The 16,454-nt window shown below is 49.9% G+C and carries 14 protein-coding genes; all 14 read left to right on the top strand.

The genetic code is table 11. The features are described 5' to 3' along the window. The first annotated feature begins 407 nt into the window (after positions 1–407). The 14 genes from MNU25_RS17880 (at position 408) to MNU25_RS17815 (ending at position 16,436) form a co-directional block, all read left to right on the top strand. The gene (locus MNU25_RS17880; protein WP_240986310.1) at positions 408–2,510 is read left to right on the top strand and encodes a BglG family transcription antiterminator; all 2,103 of its coding nucleotides are present in this window, start codon (positions 408–410) and stop codon (positions 2,508–2,510) included. A gap of 17 nt (positions 2,511–2,527) precedes the next feature. Further along, entirely contained in the window at positions 2,528–2,866 is a 339-nt protein-coding gene (locus tag MNU25_RS17875; protein ID WP_240986309.1) for a hypothetical protein, read from the top strand. Positions 2,867–3,033: 167 nt separating this feature from the next. Further along, a complete protein-coding gene (locus tag MNU25_RS17870; protein WP_240986308.1) occupies positions 3,034–3,348 on the top strand; it encodes a PTS sugar transporter subunit IIB in 315 nt (104 codons plus the stop codon). Next, complete coding sequence (locus MNU25_RS17865) at positions 3,345–4,667, top strand: PTS sugar transporter subunit IIC (RefSeq protein ID WP_240986307.1); 1,323 nt, start codon at positions 3,345–3,347, stop codon at positions 4,665–4,667. Before MNU25_RS17870 ends, MNU25_RS17865 begins: the two co-directional genes overlap by 4 nt. 480 nt (positions 4,668–5,147) lie before the next feature. Continuing rightward, on the top strand, positions 5,148–5,516 hold the full coding sequence (locus MNU25_RS17860; protein ID WP_240986306.1) for a PTS sugar transporter subunit IIA: 369 nt from the start codon (positions 5,148–5,150) through the stop codon (positions 5,514–5,516). Positions 5,517–5,940: 424 nt separating this feature from the next. Then, complete coding sequence (gene yjeM, locus MNU25_RS17855; RefSeq protein ID WP_240986305.1) at positions 5,941–7,467, top strand: glutamate/gamma-aminobutyrate family transporter YjeM; 1,527 nt, start codon at positions 5,941–5,943, stop codon at positions 7,465–7,467. A 468-nt stretch (positions 7,468–7,935) separates the two neighbouring features. After that, entirely contained in the window at positions 7,936–8,199 is a 264-nt protein-coding gene (locus MNU25_RS17850; protein WP_240986304.1) for an HPr family phosphocarrier protein, read from the top strand. A gap of 149 nt (positions 8,200–8,348) precedes the next feature. Next, entirely contained in the window at positions 8,349–10,058 is a 1,710-nt protein-coding gene (ptsP, locus tag MNU25_RS17845) for a phosphoenolpyruvate--protein phosphotransferase (protein ID WP_240986303.1), read from the top strand. Positions 10,059–10,747: 689 nt separating this feature from the next. Continuing rightward, on the top strand, positions 10,748–11,473 hold the full coding sequence (locus MNU25_RS17840; RefSeq protein WP_240986302.1) for an HAD-IIB family hydrolase: 726 nt from the start codon (positions 10,748–10,750) through the stop codon (positions 11,471–11,473). Positions 11,474–11,583: 110 nt separating this feature from the next. After that, complete coding sequence (locus MNU25_RS17835; protein WP_261487392.1) at positions 11,584–11,889, top strand: PTS sugar transporter subunit IIA; 306 nt, start codon at positions 11,584–11,586, stop codon at positions 11,887–11,889. Between the two features lie 271 nt (positions 11,890–12,160). Further along, a complete protein-coding gene (locus MNU25_RS17830) occupies positions 12,161–14,206 on the top strand; it encodes a BglG family transcription antiterminator (RefSeq protein WP_240986300.1) in 2,046 nt (681 codons plus the stop codon). A gap of 91 nt (positions 14,207–14,297) precedes the next feature. Beyond that, positions 14,298–14,732 carry a PTS sugar transporter subunit IIA gene (locus MNU25_RS17825; RefSeq protein WP_240986299.1) on the top strand — a complete coding sequence of 145 codons (435 nt, stop codon included), beginning with the start codon at positions 14,298–14,300 and terminating at the stop codon, positions 14,730–14,732. A 27-nt stretch (positions 14,733–14,759) separates the two neighbouring features. Further along, positions 14,760–15,029, top strand: a complete 270-nt coding sequence (locus MNU25_RS17820) for a PTS sugar transporter subunit IIB (RefSeq protein ID WP_240986298.1) — start codon at positions 14,760–14,762, stop codon at positions 15,027–15,029. 39 nt (positions 15,030–15,068) lie between these two features. Further along, positions 15,069–16,436: a PTS ascorbate transporter subunit IIC gene (locus tag MNU25_RS17815; protein WP_240986297.1), complete on the top strand. Its 1,368-nt coding sequence runs from the start codon at positions 15,069–15,071 to the stop codon at positions 16,434–16,436. The last annotated feature ends 18 nt before the right edge of the window (positions 16,437–16,454 follow it).

The following is a 16,454-nucleotide window of genomic DNA, read 5'->3' as shown; positions in this document are numbered from 1 at the left end:
GCGCCCGGGTGAGATCGGGGCAGGTATTGTCGCGAATGTAAGGTCGGTGTCGCAGTGACATTTAAATTGCCTCAGGTTCCCGGCGAGGGGAATCTCGAGGCAATTCTTTTTTGACCATCTAACCAGTTTGCTCAGCTTTTGGTCCGAGCCGAGGAGTGGATATTTAAAAAAATGGCACAATAGCTATGACAACATGTGAGTATCTTCGAGTTGAATTTCATTTTCGGCCGGGTCTATAATTGTATTTGCAAGAAACGAAGTAAAAAGTCTAAAAATCTGAGAGAACGTGTTGTTGAGTTTGCTCATCTTAGCGAAAAGTCAGGCTCTGATAGGATGAGGAACTTGATTTTCCGCTAGGATGAAAGAAAAGTCGATAGTGAGTTTTGGGGGTAAGGGGTGAGAACCGCATGATTAAACTGAGTTCGCGTCAGACGGACTTGTTTAGGAAGCTCGTCGACAAAGAGAAAGTCACGGTTCAAAGTTTTGCCCAGGAAAACCATATCAGCGTACGGACGGTTTATCGGGAAATTGACAATATCAACCGAGAAATCGCACTTTTCAGGGTGAAGATCGTCAATCGCGGGGAAAGCCTGGCCTTGGAGGGGAATGGGGAACAGATTATTAACCTTAAATTAAATATCCCCGGCGTTGATTCTGTCCTGAAAGTTGAGAATAGAAAGAATCTGATCCTGGGCGAGCTTTTGCAGGGTCACGGACCGGTTAAGACCCAATACTTCGCCAGCAAATTTCACGTCTCCAACGCAGCCGTCAGTTATTATTTAAAGGATATCAAGGAGTGGCTGGAGGGCAAAAACATCTCCCTGATCTCTAAACCCGGGGTGGGAATTTACATTGAAGCCGAAGAAAAGGCGATCCGGCAGGCCATCATCGATCTGCTGTATAAAAATTACAGTGCCGATGAGTTGGCAGGCTTTCTGCAAAAGAGCTTTGCCTCCGGGGACAACGCGGCGGCGGACGATATGTTGAAACATGAGTTGGATGCGCGCCTTTTAAATATGATCGATTACCACACGATCAAGATTATTGAAAAGGCTCTGTTGGACTTTGAGGAACAGGTCGACTACCAGATCGAAGACCGACTCTATATAGAGCTTTCCATTCATTTGGCCTTGGCGATCCGCAGGCTCCTCAACGGGGAAAGAATCGACTTGGACAGCAAGACGCTGGCAGATTTGAAAAAAGCGCAAGAATATACCTATGCGGAGATGATCGCCCGCTTTATTGAGAAGGAAATTCCTCTGGAAATCCCGGAGGCAGAGATTGGCTACATGACCATCCATCTCCAAGGGGTGAGGATAGGAAGCCGTGTCCTCCAGGTTGAGGAGCAATATTTGGCGACGCTGACGGCCAAGATTATCAAAGAAGCGTCCGATTGGTTCGCTTTGGATTTCCGGCAAGACCAAACCCTGCAAAAGGATCTGAAGACACATCTTTTGTACTCGCTCTACCGTCTGCGGAGCGGTTTCAAGATCCGCAATCCCCTGGTGGAGCGGATCAAAGAGGAGTATGCCCGGATGTTCGATGGCTGCCGGACGGTTCTGAGCAGGGTTTTGGGGGAGGATTCGGGGCTGGAAGTCACGGATGATGAGGTCGGCTATGTCACGATGCATTTTCTGGCCTCGCAGGAACGGTTAAAAGGTAAGTCGGCAAAGATCGATGCTCTGCTGGTCTGTGCCAGCGGGATAGGGACTTCCCGCATGCTCGTGGCCAAGCTGAAGAATGTTCCCCAGTTGAACGTGGTCGCCACCGCATCCGTGCTTAAAATCGCCGAGGCTATGGAAAAATATAATCCGAATGTCATACTTTCGACGATTCCCCTGCAGAGAGACGACATCAAGGTAATCGTGATCAATCCCCTCTTCCTCCCGGAGGATGTAAGGAAGCTGGAGCGGGAACTGAATGTAAAGATCAGTTTCCGGACGGAAGAACAGGGCCCGGCGCCCCGGCAGGAATACCTGGACCAAGTCAGAGCTGTCAAAGACTATGGAACCCAGGTCAGCATTTTGACGAAAAATGTCTGCTTTGCCCCGATTCACTCCCGTCAAAGCGATGAGATCGTGACGGAGCTTTTGCTGGAGCTGGCCGGGCGGCAGCTCCTGGGCGAAGCCCAGGTTCAAAGCCTGCGCCATACCCTGCTCGACCGGGAAGGAATGGGCACCATCGTCCTCCCCAAACGGAATTTCGCCATTTATCATTGCGCCAGCGCGGAGATCCGCGAACCGATGGTCGCGGTGGGCCGCCTGGATAAACCCGCGCAGCTGTTAAACCTTTTGGGGAAGAAAGAGAAAGTGACGACCGCCTTTCTTATGCTGGCGCCCGCGGAGGTCAGAGAAAGCCTGGAGGTTATCGGGGACATCTCCGCCGCCATGATTGAGGAGGGAGACTTTGTTTCCCGGATCAATGCCAGTTCCGGGGTGGAGGAATGCCGGGCCCTGCTGGAGGAAGCTTTGCTCAAAAAACTGTCCCAGCAAATCACAAGATTACGCTAAGGAAAGGGGTGATCAGGATGATTCAAGGAGGCAAATATTTATCTATTTCCAAAAAGCAAATCTTCCTATTCTATGCTCTTCTGGCCGCTGTTTGGCTGTGGGAGTCTGTCGGCGAACTCAGCCGGAACAATCTTGCGGCCGGACTTTTGCTCTTTTTCTTCGGGGCCGGTTTCCTCGCTGCTTTATACGGGATCCAAAGTTATTTCAGCAAGATGCTGCGGCTTTACCAGAGCAACTTGACCAAATCAACGGCTAAGGGCCGGAAGGCGGGGGGTGAGGGCAGGAGAGCGGGAAGCAAGGGGCTGGCGTCCGCAAATATTAGGGGGAAAAACAGAAGCGAAAACCCGTCAACCTGAGCCGCGGCCGGGAAACAAGGTACCGCGGTCGGGAAGCAAGGTACCGCAGGGTAGGCCCCGGTGCCGCCCAGACAGCACTGGCTGAGCGTGAAAATGCCTGTCAGACCGAGGAAATAAGAGACTCCGCTGAGTCAAAAGTATTTTGTATACAAGAGGAGGGTATCGACATGAAAGCGATTATTCTTTGCAGTTGGGGTGCCACATCGAGTTCTCTGGCGAAAAGTGTCACGGATGAAGCCAAGAGGAGAAATCTGGATATCGTGGTCGACGCCGGAGGGACGGGAGAATTCAAGAAAAAAGCCGCCGAGTATGCCGTCGCTTTGCTGGAGCCGCAGGTCAGGCACCTGAAAAAGGAGATTGAGGAGGCGGCGGCAAAATACGGCATTCCCGTAGCGCTAGTGGACATGCAGGCCTTTGCCACCATGAACGGCGGGAAGGTGCTTGACCAGATTCTCGCTTTGACCAAGGAGGCTCAAGCATGAAAAGCAACCGTTTTATGCAGTGGATGGATGAGCACTTTATGCCGGTTCTGGCCAAAATCGCGCAGAACATCTATCTGCAATCAATTCGAGACGCCTTTTGTATTTTTGCTTTGCCCCTGATCATCACCGGCTCCGTCTTTTTGATCATCTCCAATCCGCCGGTGGCCTTGCATTGGGGCATCATTACCGCTTGGAACAACGCCATCACTCCTATTCAACCGCAGATCCTAATCGCCTTTAATTTGAGCTTCGGGATCATGGCCCTGATGGTGGCTTTCGGCACGGCCTATAGTTTGGCTTCGAGATGGGATTTGGATGACGTGATGGCCGGTATTCTGTCTATGGTATCTTTTCTCATCGTCAGTTTTCCGGCCACAGACATCACGAAAGTGGCTTTTGGGGATGTACTGAATTATCTCGGGGGCGAGGGCCTGTTTGTCGCCATTCTCCTCGGGATCATGACGGCCAAGATCATGAAATTCTTTGGCGAGAAAGGACTTGTCATCAAGATGCCGGCAGGGGTTCCGCCCTATGTGGTGCGTACTTTCACGGCTTTGGTACCGTTCTTCTTTATGATCACCTTTTCCTGGGCCCTGGAATGGGCAGTTTGGGCACATTTTCACATTACCCTGCCCCAGTTAGTCCTGGAGATTTTTAAACCGCTGGTGGCTGCCTCTGACAGTTATCCGGCTGCGGCGGCAGAAATTGTTCTTATGATGCTCCTCTGGTCTCTGGGTATCCATGGCATGAATGTCGTCTCTTCGGTTGCTTATCCTTTCTGGATGACCCAGCTGGCTGCGAATGACGCGGCCCTCAAAGCGGGCCGGCCCCTGCCGGGGATTGTGACCGAACCTTTCTTCCACATGTTTACGCATATCGGCGGTTCGGGGTTGACCTGGCCTTTGACGATCATGTTTCTGCTGTCCGCTTCCAAGCAATTGAAAGCGATTGGGAAGACGGAAATTGTACCGGCGATCTTTAATATTAATGAACCGATCATTTTCGGCGCCCCGCTGGTTCTCAATCCCATCATGTTCATTCCCTTCATTCTGGCTCCGCTGGCTGCTGTGACGATTAACTACGCGGCCTTCGCTTTCAATCTCGTTCCGAGGATTGTGACCCAGCCGTCCTTTACCACCCCAGTCTTCCTGGGCGGTATCATTGCCACCGGGGGATATTGGCAGGGGGCCGCGCTGCAGGCAGTGAACCTGGTTGTGGCGGCGCTGATTTACTATCCGTTTTTTAAGATGTATGAGAAAGAGCTGGTGACGAACGAGAAAGCGGCGGAAGAAGAGGCCGCGACCGCGCTCGCCGGCTAAGAAGTGGCGGAAAAGTTCCCGGAGAAGTCCCGGAAAGCTGCGGGAGAAGTCCGGGAAAAGTTCGCCGGCTTTACGCTAAACGGCGGGGATATGGTTCGAAAGATTGGCTGCGACACCCGGAGGAGTCTGACGCAAAGACAGAAGTGACGCTAAGGCAAGGCAGACGCTAAGGCAAGGCAGACGCTAAGGCAAGGCAGACGCTAAGGCAAGGCAGACGCTAAGGCAAGGCAGACGCTAAGGCAAGGCAGGCGCCAAGGCAAGGCAGACGCTAAGGCAAGGCAGGCGCCAAGGCAAGGCAGGCGCTAAGGCAAGGCAGACGCTAAGGCAAGGCAGGCGCCAAGGCAAGGCAGACGCTAAGGCAAGGCAGGCGCCCGGGCAAGGCAGACGCCCGGGCAAGGCAGACGCCCGGGCAAGGTACGCCAAGGCGAGGCTGATGCCGGGGGCGGGGCCCGGCGAAAGAAAAAGTGGGGAGGCGCTAAAGTGGAAAACGCAAACGAAAAAAACACTAACGGGGAAAACCCGAATCCCGATCTGGAGCAAATAGTCTTTAACCTCGTACTGCACGGGGGAAATGCCCGGGCCAAGGCCTATGAAGCTTTGGATGCGGCAGAAGGGGGCAATTTTGCCCAGGCGGAAAAAAACCTTGAAGAAGCAGACGAGGAATTTTATGAGGGCCATAAATACCAGAATCTGCTCGTTCAAGGCCAGTTAGAGAAAGACATCACACCCAATTTCCTGGTCATTCATGCCCAGGATCAGCTCATGACCGCTTTGGCTGAGAAGACCCTGATCAAGAGAGAGATATCCCTTTATAAAAGGGTGCATGAATTGGAAAGGAAGATAAGGTAGGTCCAAGTAAGAGACAAACCCAGTATAGATGAGAGAGCCGCAAAAAGCAATGCAGTAAAAAACCCGTTATCAAGACGGGTTTTTTACTGCAGAAGAGATTTGTCGCCGAAAGGATTTTCCGCAGACAGATTTGTCGCCGAAAGGATTTTCCGCAGACAGATTTGCCGCTGAAAGGATCTTCCGCAGACAAAATTTGCCGCTGACGGGAAAAGTTATAATACAGTTGCCAACTTTGTAAATAAAACTGTATTACCTATCCGTCATATATGAACATTTGTCTTCGAATATCCGTTAATTATAAACATTTGTCCGCGGAGAGAACATAAATTGACGGTAAAATTTAAATTTCTTTCGCAGTATTGTATTATTACTCGAAATAACTATAATTAAATCAAAACTAAGTATTAGAAAGAAGATGAAAGAGATGGGGTCCCAAGAAAAAAGCAAAAGCAAATTGACTTTGTTACCATTAGTCCTAATGATCTTCACTTCTGTCTTCGGGTTTACAAACATGCCTCGGTCCTTTTACCTAATGGGATACGGCGCCATACCGTGGTATCTGCTCTCGGGAATAACGTTCTTTCTTCCGTACGCTTTCATGATGGCAGAATACGGCGCCGCCTTCAAGAATGAAAAGGGTGGGATCTATTCGTGGATGGAGCGCTCGATCGGACCCAAGTACGCGTTTGTAGGAACGTTCATGTGGTACGCGTCTTATGTGGTCTGGATGGTGAATGTGGCGTCGACCATCTGGGTTCCCCTGTCTAATTCCATCTTCGGTAAAGACACAACCGCGAGCTGGACACTGTTTCACATGAGTTCAACTCAAACTTTGGGGCTCTTGGGAATTGTCTGGATCATCGTGGTCAGTTTCGTCGCTTCCAAAGGTTTGGATAAGATTACGAAAGTGACGTCTGTCGGCGGTACGGCCGTGGCTTTGCTCAATGTCGTCCTCTTGCTGGGCGCAGTCTTCGTCCTCATCGCCAATCACGGTCATTTCGCCCAGCCCATCCTGTCTCTCCATTCCTTTGTCGCTTCGCCTAACCATGCTTACGGAACACCGGTGGCCATGCTTTCCTTTATCGTGTTCGCCCTCTTCGCCTATGGCGGTATCGAGGTGGTAGGCGGCCTGGTGGACCAGACGGAACATGCTGAAAAGGTTTTCCCGAAAGGAGTCACTATCTCGGCTATTATCATTGCGATAGCGTATTCTTTGGGTATCTTTTTGGTTGGTATTTTCGTTAACTGGAATCATGTCCTGGCTTCAAACAGTGTGAATATGGCGAATGTGTCTTACCTCGTGATGCAGAATCTGGGCTTCCAGGTCGGACTCGGATTCGGCTTGAATCAGGCGGCGGCTTTGACCTTCGGCGCCTGGGTGGCGCGGCTGGTCGGCTTGTCCATGTTCCTGGCTTTGACGGGCGCGTTTTTCACCCTGATTTATGCTCCTCTGAAGCAAATGATTGAAGGAACCCCCGCCGGGCTATGGCCGGGAAAGATGGGCGAGGTCAAGAAAGGGATGCCTCTGAGAGCGCTCTGGATACAGTGCGCGGTTGTGGCCGTCATGATTTTCATCGTGTCCTTCGGAGGGCAGGCTGCCTCGGCCTTTTTCAACAAACTTGTGCTTATGACCAACGTAGCTATGACGATTCCCTATATGTTCATTTCGGGAGCGTTCGCGGCTTTTAAGAAAAAGACCGAGATTGAGAAGCCGTTCCAGGTATACAAGAGTTACAAATCGGCGTTGGTGGCAACGGTCGTTGTGACTTTCACTGTCGGTTTCGCGAACTTCTTTACCATTATCCAGCCGCTGACTCAGGGTGATGTGCAATCCACTCTTTGGATGATTGCCGGACCGCTGTTCTTCACCGTGGTAGCTTTCTGGATGTACCATAGGTACGAAAAGAAACAGAGATCTTTCCCGCAGGCGGAAAAGCAGGTTGCCAGATAAGTTCACCTGGGTTGAGCCGGCACGCTGACGGACGAACCGAGAACGTTGCTCACGGCGTTGCACGTGCCCCTGACAAAGTTGAACCGGCATGATAATTAAGAAACCAGCGGAAAATGGACAGCCGGGGTGCATGCGCATCCCGGCTGTTTTTGCCGGGTCTGCATTGCCGCTCTTTAACCCGGGCAGATTAACGGTGAGAGAGAGCGTGGAAAACAACTTTGGTAACACCGGGGCGCTGAGGAAACCGTGTCGCGGGTGAAACGGGGCGTGGATAAAGCCAAAATAGATTCTCAAAGAGATGACAGAGTAACAGTGACAAACTATAAGGATCTTCGGGTTGAATTCCCTTTTCCGCAGGCTATATAATGGAAGCGGACGCAATCGGGCTTCTTGATCCGGCGTAAAACAGGCGGACCGGCGGACAACGGTGCAGCTCGCCGGTCATTGGTGACGATGAGGAGAAATAACATGATTAAACGTGAGTATACCTTGACAAATCCCCAGGGACTTCATGCCCGCCCGGCCAGCCTGCTGGTGCAGGCGGCCGGTCAGAGCCGTTCGGAAGTGATCCTAATCAAGAATAACAAAGAATATAACGCGAAAAGCATTTTAGGAGTTCTCAGCCTGGGTGCGCAAAAAGGGGACAGCCTGGTCATTAGGATAGAGGGTCCGGATGAGGAAGAGACAGACAAGAGGCTGCAGGCGCTCTTTGCCGGGAATTTTGGTGAATGAGGGCCGAATGCCCGAACAGGATCCCAAGAGGATGGACCGGAACGAAAACCGGGATGACGAGGCGGAGCGAATGGTGGGATGGCGTGGCTCAGAATGTCACGGGATCGTAGATGCCGACGGGAGTTTAAAGGCCGAAGGGAGAAGCGGAAATGCAAGGAATAGGGGTTTCGCCCGGAATCGCGATCGGCGAGGCGCTGGTGCTTAAAGATGTGCCGTCGGTTTTGCCGGAACGGAGCCGTTTGACGGCGGGGGAGGAAAATGAGCGTCTGAGCCGGAGCTTGAGCTCAGCCCGCCGGCAGCTGGAAAAGATCCGGGCCGGCGCCGAGGCGCGCCTCGGGAACAAGGCCCAAATACTCGATGCTCAGATTCTGATTACGGAAGATGAAGAATTACTCTCGCTGGTACGTGAGAAGCTGAAAGAGGGTTTGACGGCAGAAGCTGCTCTGCGGGACGGGGTGGAGTATTATGCCAACCTGTTGGAAAATATGGACAATGAGTATTTGCGCGAGCGGGCGGCCGACATCCGGGACACGGGGCGCAGGATCATCCGTGACCTGATGGGGGTGGCGGAGACCGACCTGACTCATTTGGGCACACCCTGTATTATCGTGGCCCATGATCTCACACCTTCAGACACGGCGACGATGGCTCCGGAGCATGTGCTGGGTTTTATCACCGATGTGGGAGGGAGAACGTCCCACAGCGCTATCATGGCGCGCACCCTGGAGATCCCGGCGATTGTAGGAACCGTGCAGGGAACGGAGTTGATCCGAACGGGGGATTCCCTGATTTTGGACGGGAATAGCGGTGAGGTCATCGTCAACCCGGAGCCGGACGTGCTCGGGACCTACCGGGAGAAGCAAAGGGCGCAGGCGGAACGCAAAGAAAAGCTGCAGGCTCTGAAGGGGCAGCCGACGGTGACACACGACGGGCGCAAGGTCATTGTGGCCGCCAACATCGGGACGCCGAAAGATTGCGAAGGAGCGCTCAGGAACGGGGCGGAAGGCGTTGGCCTTTTCCGGACAGAATTTCTTTACTTGAACCGGGAAGATCTGCCGGGGGAGGAAGAGCAGTTTCAGGCCTATAAAGAGGTACTGGAAGCGATGGCTCCCCGGGAAGTGGTCATCCGGACGCTTGATGTCGGCGGGGACAAGGAACTCCCCTACTTGGGTTTGGCGAAGGAAAGCAATCCCTTTTTGGGTTACCGGGCGATCCGGGTCTGTCTCGATCGGCCGGAGATGTTTAAGACCCAGTTGCGCGCCCTCCTGCGCGCGAGCGTCTACGGCAAACTCGGCATCATGTTTCCCATGATTTCCAGCCTGGAGGAAGTCCGCCGGGCCAAAGGGATGCTGGCGCAAGTCAGAGAGGAATTGGTAAGCGAGGGCGTGGCCGTGAGTGAGGAGGTGGAGGTCGGAATCATGATTGAGATTCCGGCGGCCGCCGTCATGTCCGACGTGCTGGCTCGGGAAGTGGACTTCTTCAGCATCGGGACCAACGATCTGATTCAATACACGACGGCGGTAGATCGGCTCAATGGAAAGATTGCATCTCTGTATACCCCTTATCATCCGGCAGTTTTGCGCCTGGTGCGACAGGTGATTGAAAACGGGCACAAGTTCGGGATTTGGGTCGGGATGTGCGGGGAGGCGGCCGGCGATCAAGCTTTGATCCCGTTGCTGCTGGGCATGGGGCTCGACGAATTCAGCATGAGCGCGATATCTGTATTGGAGTCGCGGGAACTGCTGGGCAGGCTGAACTACGCGGAGGCCCAGGCGCGAGTGACGGAGGTCTTGGCGCTAGGTACGGCGGCGGAGATCGAAGAGACTTTGCAAATTCTTAGGATCTCAGAGGAGGTTTAGTAAAACAGGAGCCGTCCGAAAAAAACGGACATTGGTTAGTCCCTGAATCCAACTCCGGTGCTAAGACGTTATAGCCTAACGTGTAGCGCTCCAAGTAGGATGGTTAGCCGAAAACACGTTTAAGTTGGATTTCCAGTCCCACCAGTAGGGGGAAGTCAATATTTCCTCATCATCATATCCCTGAACTAGTTTTTCTCAAGGAGTGAAGATTATTTAGTGTAAATGGTACTGACCTGGCCGAAGTCCAAATCGAGTATTCTCAATTCCACGGTGAATGGAATTACGCCGTCCGTCCGGGCCACCCCTAGAAAATTTATTCGGTCGTGGCTCCTTAGCGAACCTTTCGGGCAAAGGAGCGTCCGCGCACGCAGAAGGCGCAGCGTTAAAACAGGCATCAGGGTTCACATGCAGGAATACCCTGAGGTTAGGTGCGTTAGCGGAGCCTCCGAGTACGCAGCTCTGGCGCAAGGTGAGCGTGCGCAGCAGAGCCGTATATGGGATGCCAATTTTATGTGGTGATACTGGCAATTGTCTATAAAGCCTTATTCCGGGGGCTTTTAGCCAATTGTTTGTTTTTTGCCATAAGAATAATGTGTTTTTTAACGTTTGTTTTCTGTCTAAACCAACGGCTTTGTGCTAAGCTTAGATTATCTTACATAACCCGTTCTATTTATTAAAGAGGAGGGCCAATGGTACGTTTGGTTTGTCTGGATGTGGATGGGACCTTAGTCGACGATCAGAAAAGGATTCCTCCGCAAGTTCTTTCGGCTTTGCACAGACTGCAAAAACAGGGAATTCGCGTGACCTTGGCCTCAGGAAGGCTTATTTCTTCACTAGAAAGTTATGCGAGTTCAATCGGTACGGAAATGCCTTTGATTGGTCTTAACGGAGCTTGGGTCGAAAAACCGGGGGCTCCTCCTTGGCTTCGCTTGCCTCTGCAGACCGAGGGGCTTGTTCCCTTAATTGAACATGCCGAAACCGAAGGACTCCACGTGAGTTTCTACTTCGCCGACGGCATTGTGCTGAAGAAAAATCCGCTGGAGGATGAAACTCGGCTGGATTTCCATTGGAGTTTGGAGAAAGTCCGGGCGGAGATCGTTGATAATTGGCCATTTTCCCCTCGAAATAATTCCCTGCTCATGGAGCGGCCGATCATGAAACTGCTCGTTTCTGGAAATCCCGAAGCTGTCGCGGAATTTAACGCAGAACATGAGGCAAAGTATAGGAGTTACTACTGCTTTGTGCAGAGTAATGACAAGCATTTGGAAATTGTCTCACAAGACGCCTCCAAAGGGGAAGCCCTGCGTTATCCCGCTTATGTCGTTTTAGACGGTCAGATTCTGCGTCAGCTGTGCTGGCTTCATGTCCGCCGGGACTTTATCCGGGTCAAAGAAGGGCTTGTTTCAAACCCCTGAAAAAGAGCAGGGCGTGATAATCGACAGACAGAAATTTACGGAAGACACACAAAACCTATTTATACCGCGGATCAATACTCTTCCGGCTAAAAAGGGCGTAACTGAATTTATTGAATCTGTTAAAAGCAAGGGCCTTAAATTGGCCCTTGCTACTGCACATTGCACTTGCACACACCCGGCCGGAATTTGGAGCAAAGAAAATGGCTCTAAGCTTTTTCACGCTGAATCCGCCTATTAATTTCGGATCTGAGATATTCGACCCCATTAAACTGATTATCACGCTATCTGCCGTCGATCAGGATGCACACATTGACCTGTTGGAACAGCTTACCGATATCCTTTTGGATGAGGATAAGGTGAAAGCGTTACTGGCTGCGGAATCCAGTCAGGCTTTTCTTGAAATATCGAAGTGGTAATTCAGAAATCTTATATTTTATTTTTAAGGCTTAGTATTTGCAATAAAAGAGGAGGAAGGGCGTCTGGAGCGCATGGTTGCTGAAAAAATTTTTCAAGGGGCATTACTACCCAGTGAGACGGAAAAAATGCCTCTTGCCGGAATAAGGCAGGTTTTTTAACATAGGACACATAGGACAGCTTGAGTGGAGGATTTTGCACAAATAAACAGACAATAATTATGCTTCAATATTCTGTAACTTCCGTGTAATATAAAAGTGCGAGGTGGATGTGATGGCGGTCCTGATCAATCTCGATAGCCGGAGCCGTAGTATATTAAGTTGTTTGGTCTTTACTCAAACCTATTTATCGGTTGGTGAAGTGGCTGAAATGATGAATATTTCTAAACGCAGCGTCTATTACGAGTTAGGTAAAATTAACGATTGGTTCTCCTATCACCATATTCCGGAAGTTCAAGTTGAGCGTCAAAAGGGTATTTGTCTGAGTGAGCTCCAACGTCAAATGGTTCAGAAGCTCGTTGATGATCTACCTCAAGTGTCTGACTATATTTATTCTCCAGAAGAAAGAGTTGCCATAATCATCTGCTTCATTATGGCAGCCCGAAAAGCAGTTTTTACTGACGATTTGGGTATTGTGGAGGGGGTGAGTAGAAGTACCGTCACCAATGATCTGAAGATCGTTCGAGCTCAGTTAGGCCACTACGGCTTGGAACTGGAGTACGAACACCGAACCGGCTATCTTATTACGGGCTCTATTCTAAAAAAATGGGCAGTGTTCCTTCATTACCTTCATTTTATTATTGACCTGGTACGACGCGACGTAGTGAACATATTTGTCCGGGATGAGGTCCGGTCGAACCTGAGTAGCCTTTCGGAAGTGGAATCAACCTTAAAGACAGAGTATGTTGAGGGTACACTGTTGGCGTTGGCGGTTCTAATTTCGGTGATGAAACGAACCGATGAAAGACCGGAAGTCCTTAACCGCAATGAGAAGCGGTTTACGGACAAATGGGAATTTAAAATGATTCAGGAACATTTTCCAGAACTCGGACTAACAGAACAGGTATATTTAACAGTTCACCTGCTGGGCGCTAGGGTACAAAGTGTACGAAATGTCCCTGAAGGTGAAGGTAAAATCAATAGCATTATTCAAGATATGATTGCCGAGTTCGAGCACTTGGCCTGTGTGAGCTTGGGTAGTGTTGAAGAGCTAAAAAAGAAACTTCTATGGCACATTCATAATTCAATTTACCGCTACGATTATGGAATCATCGATAGAAATCCCTTGACCGATGAGATAGAAAGTAAATACCCATATCTGTTCCGGCTCGCGGGTAAGGTAGCCGCGAAGTTTTACCGGATAATCGGATGCCCGATGTCAAGAGATGAAATCGCGTATCTCACGATGTATTTTGGAGCACATCTTGTGAACCCCTACGAGAAAAGGGGCTTGGTAAGAGCACTTCTGGTGTGCCCAAATGGGGTTTCGACAGCTGGCATTTTGACGAAGCAAGTGCAAGAGTTGTCCTCATTGATAGAAGTTCTTGACGTTGTGTCAGTTAAGGCGTTGGCGAATCACAAAGAAGGCGCTGACTTAATCATTTCCACTGTTCCGGTCGAACATTCCAGCTGTGCAGTTATAGTGCACCCTGTGTTAACGAAGGCGGACAAGCAAACCATTCTGTCTTATGTATATGAAAATGGTAGCGGGGGTTGGCAGCGGGGGAATATGGAGGAGATAAGCCGGATTGTTGAGCAGTATGTACCTGAAGAGAAGCGAGCGCAACTGCACATGGAACTCAAGAATTATGAGAACCGGCAACAGTTTTTTGTCCGTGAGGTCTTTAAGCGACCGGTTCATCACCTCAACGATATTTTGACTCAGGACATGGTTCAGACGACAGAAACTCTTAAGGATTGGCAGGCGGCAATTTCTTTAGCGGCAGAGCCGCTTGTCCGAGCAGCTGTAATAACTCCGGGATATGTGCAATCGATGATTGCCGGGGTGGAAAGTCACGGTCCGTATATCTTTATTACGCCGAATATCGCGTTAGCCCATGCAAAACCGGAAAATGGCGTACTAGCCTTAGGAGTTTCTTTCCTCATTATTAAGCAGGGAGTGCTTTTTGAAAAGGGCCATGTAGCCAGGGTAATCATAGCTCTCGCCCCTGTGGATAATGAGAAACATTTAGGTATCATTAGGGACATCGTGGAGTTCTTTGCAAACGATGATGACTCGCAAAAATTCATGAATGCGGACAGCGTCCGGGAGGCTTATACAATAATTAGAGATAGACAGGATACCGGGGCTAAAGCGTGATAGCAAAATACCGTATTTACTAAAAGAACTGCTACTTATACAACATAAAGATTGCCGGTAACGTTGACGGTGGAAAGTGTGAGGAGATGCAATGAAGATAATTGCTGAGGAACGCGTGCGCCTTAAAGCGACGTCCAGAGACTGGGAGGATGCGCTGGCAATGTCTATCCAGTTGCTTGTTGACAATGGGTATGTGGAGTTGGCCTATATTCAGGCGACAATTAATGCTGTGAAGGACTACGGTCCATATATTGTCCTTGCCCCGGGCATTGCCTTTGCTCACGCCAAGCCAACCGACGGAGTAAAATCTACGGGAATAAGTCTACTGACACTGGAGAAAGCCGTATATTTCGGTCATCAGGACAATGACCCTGTCGATATCGTCTTTGGGATAGCGGCGTTAGAGTTCAATCTACATGTGGAGATCATGAGGAAATTGGCTACGTTTTTGTCCAATGCCGAAAATATTAACTTTATCCGAAATGCCACCAACGTTCGTGATATTGTTAAGAGAATCAATGAATGAGCTAATTATGGAAGGAGGGAAAACGAGTTGAAGATTTTGGCTGTTTGCGGAATGGGGTTTGGCAGTAGTATGGTCTTACGAATGACAATCGAGTCAGTATTGAAAGAAATGGGCATTAAAGCAAATGTAACAACAGCTGATGTAGGAACGGCAAAGACCGAGAAGGCAGATTTAATTGTTACCTCTGCCGAATTTGCTAATCTGCTCAAGAGTAAGGACACCCCAATAGTTACGATCAAGAATTATGTTGATAAGAATGAGATGAAAGCAAAGTTATCGGTTGTTCTAAATCACTAAAGCGCTAAATCGTTTGTAATTTATAAGGGAGGGTATAAAATGCTTGTGCTTAACTTTATTGTTAATGAAATTCTCAGTAAACCTGCTCTTCTGGTCGGTCTAATGGCATTATTAGGTTTGATTGCTTTACGTAAACAGGCGAGTGAAATTATTTCGGGGACTCTAAAAACGATTATCGGATTTATGATTTTGACCGGAGGTGCGGGGATTATCGTCGGTGCCTTAACACCTTTTGGCACCATGGTCCAAGCGGGATTTCATCTCCATGGGGTTATTCCTACCAATGAGGCTATTATGGCATTGGCGCAAAAATCATTCGGCGCGCCCACAGCTATGATTATGGGGCTTGGTTTTGTAGTTAACTTAATCCTCGCAAGGGTGACGCCTTCGAAATTCATTTTTCTGACGGGACATCATCTATTTTTCATGGCGACAGTTCTGGCAGTAGTGCTTGGAAGTGCCGGGGTCACGGGTGTTAACCAGATTATAATCGGCGCGATTTTGTTGGGGACTATCGCTACTATTATGCCAGCCTACGTGCATCCGTTTATGCGCCAAGTCACCGACGACGCCCCGTTTGCTTTGGGGCACTTTAACACTTTAGGGTATATAATTTCTTCTCTAATTGGAAAGGTAACGGGAAACAAATCTTATAGCACGGAAAACCTCAAAGTTCCTGACCGCTTGGGGTTTTTACGGGATTCACTGGTTATGACAACACTCACAATGATTATTCTTTATCTGATTTTGGCTTTGGCAGCCGGACCTCAAGCACTCGCTCAATTTACGTCCGGAGGCAATTATATAATGTATGTGGTCATACAAGCCATTACTTTTGGAGCAGGTATTGCAGTGATTTTAGCGGGTGTTCGTATGATACTTGCGGAGATCGTACCGGCTTTCCAAGGAATTGCAGAGAAGATTGTTCCTAACGCTTTGCCGGCTCTGGACTGCCCTACGACATTTCCCTTCGCTCCGACGGCCGTGCTGGTTGGCTTCATTGCCAGTTTGATTGGCGGCATCGTTGGAATGTTTCTCATGGGTCCGTTAGGATTAGCCCTAATTATTCCGGGAATGGTTCCGCATTTCTTTGATGGCGGTACAGCAGGAGTTTTTGGCAATGCTACTGGCGGACGCCGGGGTGCTATTATTGGTGCATTTGTTAATGGGTTACTGATTACAGTCTTGCCAGCCTTATTATTGGCTTTCATGGGTTCTTTCGGCCTTGCCAATACGACATTTGGCGACAGCGATTTCTGTTGGGCTGGTATTTTGACCGGTTCTTTGGCTAAGCTTGGCATTGGGGGACTCTATATCTCTGTAGTTATCATCTGTGCTTTATTATTGGCATTGGCTGGCTGGATTACGCTTCGTGGCCAAGCAGACAAAGGCACTGCTAATTCCTAAGAAAGTCATTTCAGGCAC

This window comes from Acididesulfobacillus acetoxydans, from assembly GCF_902729405.1.
GTDB lineage: Bacteria > Bacillota > Desulfitobacteriia > Desulfitobacteriales > Desulfitobacteriaceae > Acididesulfobacillus > Acididesulfobacillus acetoxydans.
The sequence above is the reverse complement of the archived record's forward strand: the minus strand, read 5'-3'. Positions and strand labels throughout refer to the sequence as shown.

Coding starts and splice junctions, on each gene's coding strand:
- MNU25_RS17870 (WP_240986308.1), top strand. CDS start 3,034: ATGAAAGCGATTATTCTTTGCAGTTGGGGTGCCACATCGAGTTCTCTG.
- MNU25_RS17830 (WP_240986300.1), top strand. CDS start 12,161: ATGGCGGTCCTGATCAATCTCGATAGCCGGAGCCGTAGTATATTAAGT.
- yjeM (WP_240986305.1), top strand. CDS start 5,941: ATGGGGTCCCAAGAAAAAAGCAAAAGCAAATTGACTTTGTTACCATTA.
- MNU25_RS17875 (WP_240986309.1), top strand. CDS start 2,528: ATGATTCAAGGAGGCAAATATTTATCTATTTCCAAAAAGCAAATCTTC.
- MNU25_RS17850 (WP_240986304.1), top strand. CDS start 7,936: ATGATTAAACGTGAGTATACCTTGACAAATCCCCAGGGACTTCATGCC.
- MNU25_RS17880 (WP_240986310.1), top strand. CDS start 408: ATGATTAAACTGAGTTCGCGTCAGACGGACTTGTTTAGGAAGCTCGTC.
- ptsP (WP_240986303.1), top strand. CDS start 8,349: ATGCAAGGAATAGGGGTTTCGCCCGGAATCGCGATCGGCGAGGCGCTG.
- MNU25_RS17840 (WP_240986302.1), top strand. CDS start 10,748: ATGGTACGTTTGGTTTGTCTGGATGTGGATGGGACCTTAGTCGACGAT.
- MNU25_RS17815 (WP_240986297.1), top strand. CDS start 15,069: ATGCTTGTGCTTAACTTTATTGTTAATGAAATTCTCAGTAAACCTGCT.
- MNU25_RS17825 (WP_240986299.1), top strand. CDS start 14,298: ATGAAGATAATTGCTGAGGAACGCGTGCGCCTTAAAGCGACGTCCAGA.
- MNU25_RS17865 (WP_240986307.1), top strand. CDS start 3,345: ATGAAAAGCAACCGTTTTATGCAGTGGATGGATGAGCACTTTATGCCG.